At 44.6% G+C, this 10,206-nt stretch carries 9 protein-coding genes and 3 pseudogenes; 3 read left to right on the top strand and 9 right to left on the bottom strand.

Going from position 1 to position 10,206, the window contains the following annotated elements; all coding sequences use genetic code 11:
- Nucleotides 1-206: pseudogene (locus HZY94_RS03445) on the top strand (transposase); the annotation flags it as partial.
- A 2-nt stretch (nucleotides 207-208) separates the two neighbouring features.
- On the opposite strand, the pseudogene HZY94_RS03440 reads toward HZY94_RS03445, so the two are convergent.
- Nucleotides 209-421: pseudogene (locus HZY94_RS03440) on the bottom strand (IS110 family transposase); the annotation flags it as partial.
- Between the two features lie 380 nt (nucleotides 422-801).
- Between HZY94_RS03440 and HZY94_RS10805 the strand changes: the two are divergent.
- Nucleotides 802-960 (top strand): annotated as a pseudogene (locus HZY94_RS10805) (IS256 family transposase); the annotation flags it as partial.
- Between the two features lie 157 nt (nucleotides 961-1,117).
- On the opposite strand, the gene HZY94_RS10745 reads toward HZY94_RS10805, so the two are convergent.
- From HZY94_RS10745 to gap, 8 genes are all read right to left on the bottom strand, one after another.
- On the bottom strand, nucleotides 1,118-1,297 hold the full coding sequence (locus HZY94_RS10745; protein WP_179925024.1) for a helix-turn-helix domain-containing protein: 180 nt from the start codon (nucleotides 1,295-1,297) through the stop codon (nucleotides 1,118-1,120).
- 343 nt (nucleotides 1,298-1,640) lie between these two features.
- Complete coding sequence (locus HZY94_RS03430; protein WP_179925023.1) at nucleotides 1,641-2,675, bottom strand: S66 family peptidase; 1,035 nt, start codon at nucleotides 2,673-2,675, stop codon at nucleotides 1,641-1,643.
- Nucleotides 2,672-3,601 carry a DUF389 domain-containing protein gene (locus HZY94_RS03425; RefSeq protein WP_179925022.1) on the bottom strand — a complete coding sequence of 310 codons (930 nt, stop codon included), beginning with the start codon at nucleotides 3,599-3,601 and terminating at the stop codon, nucleotides 2,672-2,674. The genes HZY94_RS03430 and HZY94_RS03425 overlap by 4 nt, the downstream gene beginning before the upstream one ends.
- 287 nt (nucleotides 3,602-3,888) lie before the next feature.
- Nucleotides 3,889-5,235: a type I glutamate--ammonia ligase gene (gene glnA / locus HZY94_RS03420; RefSeq protein WP_179925021.1), complete on the bottom strand. Its 1,347-nt coding sequence runs from the start codon at nucleotides 5,233-5,235 to the stop codon at nucleotides 3,889-3,891.
- Between the two features lie 13 nt (nucleotides 5,236-5,248).
- A complete protein-coding gene (locus tag HZY94_RS03415; protein ID WP_160333213.1) occupies nucleotides 5,249-5,620 on the bottom strand; it encodes a MerR family transcriptional regulator in 372 nt (123 codons plus the stop codon).
- A gap of 76 nt (nucleotides 5,621-5,696) precedes the next feature.
- Nucleotides 5,697-6,227, bottom strand: coding sequence for an FUSC family protein (locus HZY94_RS03410; RefSeq protein ID WP_179925020.1), 531 nt, complete (start codon nucleotides 6,225-6,227; stop codon nucleotides 5,697-5,699).
- Nucleotides 6,228-6,287: 60 nt separating this feature from the next.
- Nucleotides 6,288-7,487, bottom strand: coding sequence for a phosphoglycerate kinase (locus tag HZY94_RS03405; protein WP_179925019.1), 1,200 nt, complete (start codon nucleotides 7,485-7,487; stop codon nucleotides 6,288-6,290).
- Between the two features lie 136 nt (nucleotides 7,488-7,623).
- Nucleotides 7,624-8,631, bottom strand: a complete 1,008-nt coding sequence (gene gap / locus HZY94_RS03400) for a type I glyceraldehyde-3-phosphate dehydrogenase (protein WP_160333210.1) — start codon at nucleotides 8,629-8,631, stop codon at nucleotides 7,624-7,626.
- Between the two features lie 239 nt (nucleotides 8,632-8,870).
- Between gap and HZY94_RS03395 the strand changes: the two genes are divergently transcribed.
- On the top strand, nucleotides 8,871-10,100 hold the full coding sequence (locus tag HZY94_RS03395; RefSeq protein WP_179925018.1) for an MFS transporter: 1,230 nt from the start codon (nucleotides 8,871-8,873) through the stop codon (nucleotides 10,098-10,100).
- Nucleotides 10,101-10,206 lie beyond the last annotated feature (106 nt).

Genomic DNA, 10,206 nt, shown 5'->3' with positions numbered 1-10,206 from the left:
ATTTGGATGGCACTTATCTCCCATTACGTCGGACTTCTGTAAGTAAAGAGTGTATTCATATTGCCCTTGGAATTACACATCAAGGTTATAAAGAAATCCTTGGATATGAAATATCACCAAATGAAAATAATACAGCCTGGTCTGATTTGCTTGAAAAAATAAAGGCTAACGGTGTTAAACAGGCATCCTTATTTGTGACAGATGGTTTATGATCTTCGAGAAAAGCTTGAAGACGACGAGAATAGACACCAGTTGCTTCAAAAATAATTTCTGGCTTCTGAACACTGTTCAAGTCGTCCAGTAGACGAGAAAAGCCGATACCATCGTTTGGTATGGTATAAGCATGAATTTTTTTCTGATTTACCAAAACTGCTACTTCTGAGCTCGCTTTACTCACATCAATTCCAAATACTGCCCGCATATTAGTTACCTCTTTGTCTTGAATGATTCCTTGTTTTAGTGATTTCATTTTCAATACACGACGTCTAGCGCCCAACATACTTTGATCAAATTCTAACTAAAACAGGTGTCTTGCCAGTAGACTTCCTGCGGAACTAATGTATTAGATCACATAACCACACTGAAACATTTTGTAACTCAGTCTTTTTCAAGTGATGACTCCGATTAATCTCAGGTTCTGTCACTGTTTTGCAGGAAGTCTAGTTTTAGAAACGACGTCTAACGCCAAATAGAAATACGACTTAACAAGACACCTCTACTTTAACATAAAGAAAAAGTAGTGAGTACTTTCTCCCGTCGGAGATTTCCTCACTACTAAGCTTAGTATGTTTTAGAGGTGCCCTTAAGAGACAAACCAAGAAGCGAGTTGTTTTTCCAAATGAAGAATCTTTAGAACGTTGTCTAGTCGCCTATTTTGAAGAGTACAATTTGAAAAATGAAGACCGTTCACACAGAGGTTTCAGTGCTTGTTGTGACACCTTAGAATCGTTTTATGAATAGTTACTAAGAGCAGTTTCCCTTTTGAGCCTCATTTAGTTTAAGAGAAATTGGATATGGTGTAAAGGGGCACACTTCGCTTAAAGCCTTGACACCAATCCCTATTTCTCTTGTTATCCAACTAGGTTCAAAAGGGGAAGCCTTACAATTTCTTGCCCAATTAATAAACACATTCAAACTCTACTTTAGAGTTTACACAAAATTCTTGACACACCCTATTGTTTTCCCAGGTGTATAAAGTATTCGTGCTAATATTAAATAGTCTTGCAGTTTCTTGACGTGTATGTCCCTCTTCTACATAAGCGAGGACACGTTTTCTAAAATCAATTCCGTATGCCATAAGACCAGTATGTCATGTCGGTTTATAAGCTAAACGACTATATCTATAAAATAATCAAAAGTTGCCTGTGAGCTAGCCTATTGTAAGAGAAGAGGGCTTCCGTGTAAAGGCACGCTGACGCTCAAGACCTTGACACAAAATCCCCTTCTCTTCGCTTACCAACTAGGCTCAGCAGGCACCACCCTGCCAAATAAATTGGCCAATTTTTAGAAAAATGGTTGACAAATGGTAGACACTAGAAGAGATGTCGATAATATCCACTAAAGAATAAATTCATAAGAAAGCTAATGACCTCATTCAACACTACGGAGCCAATTCATTATGGACCTGATTGGAGGTCTTTTTAAGTATAGTCAAAACGAATCACCTGTTCCTCAGCATCGACCTGGGCGGGAATACCCAAGGGGACAATGCAACGAGGAGTGGCATGACCGACATTGATATTGGCTAGGATTGGGAGGTCTGGCTGGTCAAGCACCTCTACTAGGATTCGATGGTAGTCCTCCATGTAGGCCTGGTCCTGGGGTTTCCCAAAAAGTAGGCCACTAACGACTTCAAACAGACCGTAGTCCTTCAGGCGGCTAAGCATCCGAGCAAATTTTGCTGGATTGGCCTTTTCCTCGCTGGTTTCAAGAAGGAGGATTTTCCCCGACCAATCCTCCAGGCTAGGAAAAAGTTGGTAGTCTTGGCAGAGCTGGGCTTGATCTGGAAACCGATCTCCTGCTAAGATTTCATACAGAGATTCGAGGCAGCCGCCCAGAATCGGACCCTTAAAGGTGGCTGATCCCTGCAAGTGGAGGAAACCTTGATTGGGATAGGAGGGCATGGATTGCCCCAAACCAGCGAGGCTGAAATCAGTCCTTTCTTGATACCAAAGTGAACTTGGGCGGATCTCCTCAATTTTTCCCGTTTGCACCAAAGTTTCAAAATAGGAACGGGTGTAAGGAAGCATTTCTGGAGCTAATTCGCAAATATCTGGAAGAAAGGCCTGGCCATAGAAGCTGGGCAGGCCCAGCTTCTGCAGCATCAGGTGATTGATGGTGGTATCCGAAAAGCCTAGGAAGATCTTAGACGTCAACGCCTGCTCGAGCTGCTGCTCCGCAAACAGGGCGGGCAGCAGGCGGTAGCTGTCCAAACCGCCAATGGCACAGAGAATCAGATCCAGAGACGGGTCGGAAAAGGCAGCTAGCAGATCCTCGGCACGCGCTTCCGGATGTTGGTCTAAATAATCTAATCCCTTGAGCGCATTAGGCAAGTAAACAACCTCCAGCCCCAACTCTTGCAATCGTCGTAAACCAAGCTCTCGCTCATGCGCTACAAAGGCCTCCCCGAGCATTCCACTCGAGAGACTGATAATCCCAATTTTTCGAACCTTCATGACTCATCCTCCTTAACTGCTACAGTAGTGAGCATCTGCTCCACCACTAACTGAACCCGCTCCAGCCCATAATCATCTTTGTGACCTTCTATAGCCAGCAATTCAAAAGAACTTAGCTCTCGCCCGGCGATCCTGAGTCGCAACTCCTGCTTTTGTGCATCATAGGTCTGACTGACAATCGCATATTGGGAAAATTCCTGCGCCACAAAAACCCGCAACTGCTCCTCAAAAACTAGTTTATCCGCTGCCGTCTTGGCTGGAAAGGTTAACAAAAGACTCACACTCAGGAGCAGCGTAGCCACCAGCACCTCATTAAGACTCTTCCTCTCAGCATCTCCTACTAAATAGGAAACCAAGTAATGAGCCAGCAAGATGAAAAAAACATTGATTGCAAACAAGTAGAGCGCCCCTAGGACAAAAGTCGTATCCGCATGAGCAATCCCATAACCCGCTGCACAAAGAGGCGGAACTAGGGAGGTAGCCAATGCCACCCCCGCAGCCAGATGATGGACTTCCTTACGACGCAAGCCAACAGCTCCGACCAATCCTCCGATAAAAGCAATCAAGACATTCCAAAGCGTTGGACTCGTCTGCCCCTGTAACTCTACCCCAGCTGCTTGCAGGGGCGTCCACCAAAAATAAAGAGTGGCCAACAGCAAAGCTGCTACAATCTGCAAAAGCAAAATCCTCAGTGACCGTTTGACCAAGGAAAAATCTAAAAACGAAGCTCCAAAAGCCAGCCCGACAATAGCCGGCATCAAGGGCGATAATAATTTGGCTCCCAAAATCATAGGAATAACGTTCAAGTTCAGACCAATACAGCCTACCAGAACCGCACAAACCAAGAGTAACCAGTGCTGCTTCTCAAACAGTAAATCTGCCTCAACTCGCCCCAAAAGCTCCTCCGATGACCAACGATTTTTCATCCCTTACACCTTTCTATACTCTTTTTGTTTATCCTATATTGCTGCCTTAGCCCGTCTTGCCCTACCTATTTGGAATTTTCTTCGAAAGTTTCATCAGAAAGTTTTAGGTCACCTAGAGCTCGCTGCTCTATACTAACAGACTAGGATTATATCTCTCTTTATTTTATACCGAATGACCGGCAAAATCAAAAACCCACGGAATTTCAACTAGCAAACGCAGAAAAGGCCTAGCCAGTTGACTAGACCTGATGCTTTTATAGACTTTCGATTTGCAGACGAAAGCAGAATTAATACATTTCCAAATAGTTATCAATTTCCCATTGGGAAACATAAGTCGCATAGCTGGCCCATTCAATCCGTTTGGCTTCAAGGAAATTGGAGTAGATGTGCTCGCCCATCGCTTCTTTCACAACCTCATCCTCTGTCAAGGCCTTGAGCGCATTGTGGAGGGTCGATGGAAGATCGGTAATTCCTGCCTCCTGACGCTCTTCTGGCGACATGGTGTAGATATTGGATTCAATTGGTTCTGGTGCCTCAATGCGGTTGGCAATTCCATCCAAACCAACCTCCAAGAGCACCGCCATAGCGATATAAGGATTGGCCATTGGATCCACCGACCGCAGTTCCAAACGTGTCCCCATCCCACGACTAGCCGGCACACGAACCAGTGGAGAACGATTTCGTCCAGCCCAGGCAATATAAACAGGGGCCTCGTAACCAGGAACAAGTCGCTTGTAAGAGTTAACGGTTGGGTTCATAACAGCCGTGTAATGGTAAGCGTGTTTCAGAAGGCCACCCAAGAAATAATAGGCCACTTCGGACAACTGCATACCGTTTGGATCTTCTGGGTCAAAGAAAGCATTTTGCCCATCTGGACCAAAGAGGGACATATTGCAGTGCATCCCTGAACCAGCAATGCCGTGTTTAGGCTTGGCCATAAAGGTCGCATACATACCATGCTTCCGAGCAATGGTCTTAACAACCAGCTTAAAGAGCTGAATTTTATCGCAGGCCTTGAGCACATCATCATACTTGAAGTCAATCTCATGCTGGCCAACAGCTACTTCATGGTGACTAGCCTCCACTTCAAAGCCCATCTTAGTCAAGACATTCACGATTTCCCGGCGGGTATTGTCCGCCAAGTCTGTTGGAGCCAAATCAAAGTAGCCCCCCTTGTCATTTACTTCCAGGGTTGGTTTACCCTGATCATCCATCTTGAAGAGGAAGAACTCTGGTTCAGGACCTAGGTTAAAGGAAGAAAAACCTGCTTCCTGCATATGTTTGAGCGATTTTTTGAGATTGGAACGTGGGTCTCCTGCAAAGGGTTCTCCTTCTGTTGTGTAGACATCACAAATCAAACCTCCAACACTACCGTTCTCATCTCCCCAAGAGAAGACAATCCAGGTATCCAAATCCGGATAAAGGTACATATCAGACTCATTGATCCGCACAAACCCTTCAATCGAAGAGCCATCAAACATAGCCTTATTGCTCAGAACCTTTTCCAACTGTTCATCCGTGGCAGGAATCTCTACATTCTTCATGGTGCCTAAAATATCCGTAAACATAAGGCGGATAAAGGTAACATTTTTTTCTTTAACTTCTCGACGAATTTGTTCTGCGGTAACAGACATAGGGAACTCCTTTTTAAAAATGGTTAGGCCCCAGAGAACTAAAACCACTGCCTCCTGAAGCGAAGGGACCTTCTCGCACAATATCCCTGTGTAGGGCTCTGCGAACAGCCTTATCGCTCATCTTTTGACGTGATTTTTGTTCCCTTTGATAAAAGCGTTTTTTGATGTCCGCAATCGAATAACCTTCCGCCAATAAATCTTTAATTTCCAATAAACGATCCATATCATTTAAGGAAAAATAACGGCGGTTTCCTTCATTTCGCTCTGGTTTCACCAAACCGTGCTCTTCGTAGTAACGAATTTGGCGATCCGAGAGATCCGTCAACTTCCGAACACTGGACATGGGAAAAACAGCCAAATGGCGACGCAATTCTTTTTCTTTCATCTTTTGGAACCTTTCTGTAATCCATTATAAAGCTGGCAAAACCATCTGTCAAGTTATCATGTCAGTTTTTCTGACACTATTTTTTGAGGAATATTTCCTTCATCCGATCGAGGTCGTAATTCACTAAAATTGCGATAAAAACGCCAAAAAAAGTCTCAAGAACACGGGTAAAAACATAAAGCATCGATTCACCATAGGGAATGGACAAACTAATAATCAGAAAGGCCGCCGAACCACCGATAATTGCTCCCCCCGTATTCGTGGCCACACAGGTCATGATGGTTAACATGACACCAATCGGAACCGCCAAAAGCAAAACCCAGGGATTGCCTGGAAAGGCCCGCTCCAATATAAAATAAAGAAGAGCATAGAAGCCACCAATACTATTGGCAATAATCCGCGACATGCCAAAGTGGACACTCTGATCAAAATCCTCCCGTAAGGTAAAGATAGCCGTTAAAGCAGCAATCTGCATCCCATCCCAACCAAAGATATAAAAGAGGAGCAGCACCAGAAAAACAGCTAAACCGGTCTTGAAGGTTCGCATACCCAAACGGAATTTCTGAGGATTAAAACGATAGCGCTTAAAATAACGAAGGATCTTCATAAAACTCACCACACCAAAAAGAGGGGGGACTGCCGTCCACCCCAACCTTTTCTAAAGTGTTTATTTTTCTGTCAAGGCAGCCAAACCTGGAAGTACTTTTCCTTCAAGCAATTCCATAGAAGCACCACCACCAGTTGAAATCCATGAGAATTTATCTGCACGGCCAAGGTTGATCGCTGCAGCTGCAGAATCACCACCACCGATGATTGATTTCACTCCTGGTTGTTTCACAATGGCATCCATCACACCGATAGTACCAGCTTGGAAGTCTGGGTTTTCAAAGACACCCATTGGTCCGTTCCAAACAACGGTTTTAGCACCAGTAAGAGCTTCATCAAACTTCGCGATTGATTTTGGACCGATATCCAAACCAAGGAAGCCCTCAGAAACAGCTTCACCTTCTGTATCACGAACTTCAGTATAGTCTGCAAAAGCATTTGCTTCCTTAGAATCCACTGGCAAGACCAATTTCCCATTCGCTTTTTCAAGAAGAGCTTTCGCAACGTCCAATTTATCTTCTTCAACAAGAGAGTTTCCGATTTCAAGGCCTTGAGCTTTGAAGAAGGTATAGGTCATTCCTCCACCAATCAAGACTTTATCTGCTTTTTCAAGCAAGTTTTCGATAACACCAATCTTGTCAGAAACTTTTGAACCACCAAGAATCGCTACAAATGGGCGAACTGGGTTGTCAACAGCTTCTTGGATATACGCAATTTCGTTTTCCAAAAGGAAACCGGCTACCGCTTGCTCCACATTGGCTGAGATTCCAACGTTTGATGCGTGAGCACGGTGAGCTGTACCGAAAGCATCGTTTACGAAGATACCATCTCCAAGAGATGCCCAGTATTGACCAAGCTCAGCATCGTTTTTAGATTCTTTCTTACCGTCCACATCTTCAAAACGAGTGTTTTCAACAAGAAGGACTTGACCGTCTTCCAAGCCGTTAATCGCTGCTTCCAATTCAGCACCACGAGTTGCACCTGGAATGAAAACAACGTCTTGACCTAATTTTTCAGCAAGAGCAGCTGCTACTGGAGCCAATGATTTACCTTCTTTATCCGCTTCTTCTTTCACACGACCAAGGTGAGAGAACAAGATTGCGCGTCCACCTTGCTCAAGAACATACTTGATTGTTGGAAGAGCAGCAGTAATCCGGTTGTCATTTGTAATAACGCCATCTTTCAAAGGAACGTTAAAGTCCACACGAATAAGGACTTTTTTGCCCTTCAAGTCAACGTCTTTTACAGTCATTTTTGCCATGATACAAAAACCCCTCTTTATTTTTTATACGTTCCTATTATATCACAAGTAGGCTTATTGTGAGAAAGAAAACAAAAAACTTATCGAGATTTTAAGCGCAAAAAAAGCCTGCCAAAGGCAGGCTTTCGCTCAATGATTATTTTGCAAGTTTTGCAAAGTACTCAAGAGTACGTACCAATTGAGCTGTGTAAGACATTTCGTTGTCATACCATGAAACAACTTTCACCAATTGTTCTCCATCAACGTCAAGAACTTTAGTTTGAGTTGCATCAAACAATGAACCGTATGACATACCGATGATGTCTGAAGAAACGATTTGATCTTCAGTGTATCCGTATGACTCGTTTGAAGCTGCTTTCATTGCTGCGTTCACTTCATCAGCAGTAACGTTCTTATTAAGAACAGCTACCAATTCAGTTACAGAACCTGTTGGAATTGGAACACGTTGTGCAGCACCGTCAAGTTTACCGTTCAATTCAGGGATAACAAGACCGATAGCTTTAGCCGCACCAGTTGAGTTAGGAACGATGTTAGCTGCAGCTGCGCGAGCACGACGAAGGTCACCACCACGGTGTGGTCCGTCAAGAACCATTTGGTCACCAGTGTAACCGTGGATTGTAGTCATCAAACCTTGTTTCACGCCGAAGCTGTCGTGAAGTGCTTTAGCCATTGGAGCCAAGCAGTTTGTAGTACATGAAGCACCTGAGATAACTGTTTCACTTCCGTCAAGGATGTCGTGGTTTGTGTTGAATACAACAGTTTTCACGTCATTTCCACCTGGGGCAGTGATAACAACTTTCTTAGCGCCACCAACAAGGTGTTTTTCAGCAGCTTCTTTGCTTGCAAAGAAGCCAGTTGCTTCAAGAACGATTTCAACGCCATCGTTAGCCCAGTCGATTTGCTCTGGGTCACGCTCAGCAGATACTTTAACGAACTTACCGTTCACTTCGAATCCACCGTCTTTAACTTCAACAGTACCGTTGAAGCGACCTTGAGTTGTATCGTATTTCAACAAGTGAGCAAGCATTACTGGATCAGTAAGATCGTTGATGCGTACTACTTCAACACCTTCAACTTCTTGAATACGACGGAAGGCAAGGCGTCCGATACGTCCGAAACCGTTGATACCAACTTTAACTACCATTCGTGATTTCCTCCTTATGAAAATCAAAAAATTTATTGTGAAAAGAGTAACTTGTGTTTTTGCAATCTCTTTCAACACCCTTATTATAACCCTTATTCTCCAAAAAGGCAAGATAGGAATAGGCTCTTCCAAAAATCTCCATGCTCTTCTTGTTTTTTTCGAGTCAAGTTCTTTGACTATCGCTCTCCAAGGTGCTATATTTATATTTGTAAGCGTTATCATTTAAAAGGGAGGTTCCTATGGAAAACAAATCCATTTCCAATAAGACGGGTATTCTGATGTTCTATACCCTCTTGCTCGCCTACATTACATTTGCCGCCAGCTGGGTCGGAGGATCCACACTTGGCCCTCAAATTGTCAGTACCTTCTTCGGAGATAAAGGGGTTGACCCTACGATTTCTGAAATGGTCAACTACACCATCACCGTTGCGCGGGTTATCGCCAACTTCTTAGCAGCTGCCGTGCTGGTTAAATTCGGCATCAAGCGGGCTGCTATTATCGCTATCGGCTTACTCTGTTTCGCTCTCGTAGCCGTTTGGATGCCAAGCTATCCTCTTTACATCGTCGCTCGGATGATTATGGCCTTGGGAGGCTCCATGATCATGGTTTACATGAACCCAATCGTTGTTCGCTTTGTCTCCCAAGAAAATAAAATTTTCTACTCATCTCTCATCACCGCCAGCTACAATATTGGAGCCTTCGTGATCGCGATTGCCTTCGTTTTCTGGGCAGATACACTCCGCATGGACTGGCGTTTGACCCTCAGCGGTATTGCCCTCATGGCCATCATCTGCTTCCTCGTTTGGCTCTTTAAAGCCGAAAACTTTGAAACCGGCGGTGGACAGGCAGGACAAGCTCCTACTTACTCTTATGGACAAGCCCTCAAGGATTCTTTCGTATGGCGCTTTGCGGTTGGTTTTGCAGCCTTCCTAATTCTTTATGTAATGTCGCTAAACTCCATCCCAGGCCAGTTGGCTAAGGAATTCCCAGACATCTTTGTTGCAGGTTACATGATCTGTGCGGTTTCTGGAGGAGGAATCACAGGAACGCTGGTTCGCCTCAAGAGCCCGGTTAACCGGGAACGTCGCCCTTACCTCGTTCGCTTAGGGATTATGGCTATCGCCACCATGACTGCCGGAATTGCCAGCATTGCCATTCTCAAGATGGCCTTCCTCGGCTACCTCTTCTTCTTCGCCTGCGGTTTCCTCATTTTCTACCAATACGCAGTCTACCTCAATATTCCACATGAACTTCCAAACATGAATCCACAAAAAGCAACCCTCATGTTCGGAATCATCTGGGGTGTTACCTACGGTCTCTACACCGTCTTGAATTACTTCTGGAGCTGGATTTACGGGAACTTCGGTTTCTGGCCATCAGCCCTCTTCTATCTGGCAGTCCCAGTGATCTACCTCGCGATGATCCTCACCCTGCCTGAAACCTACAAAGAGACTGGGACAAAAGTCTAGCCTCATTGACTTTGGCTACCAAAATGCCTTTGACGCAGTAGCGGATTGCCCTCTTCATTCGCTTTTCAAGCTCGGAAGAGAGCCTAATCAGCCTTGCGGGGATGGG

Source organism: Streptococcus danieliae (genome assembly GCF_013415245.1).
Taxonomy (GTDB): Bacteria; Bacillota; Bacilli; order Lactobacillales; family Streptococcaceae; genus Streptococcus; species Streptococcus danieliae_A.
The sequence above is the reverse complement of the archived record's forward strand: the minus strand, read 5'-3'. Positions and strand labels throughout refer to the sequence as shown.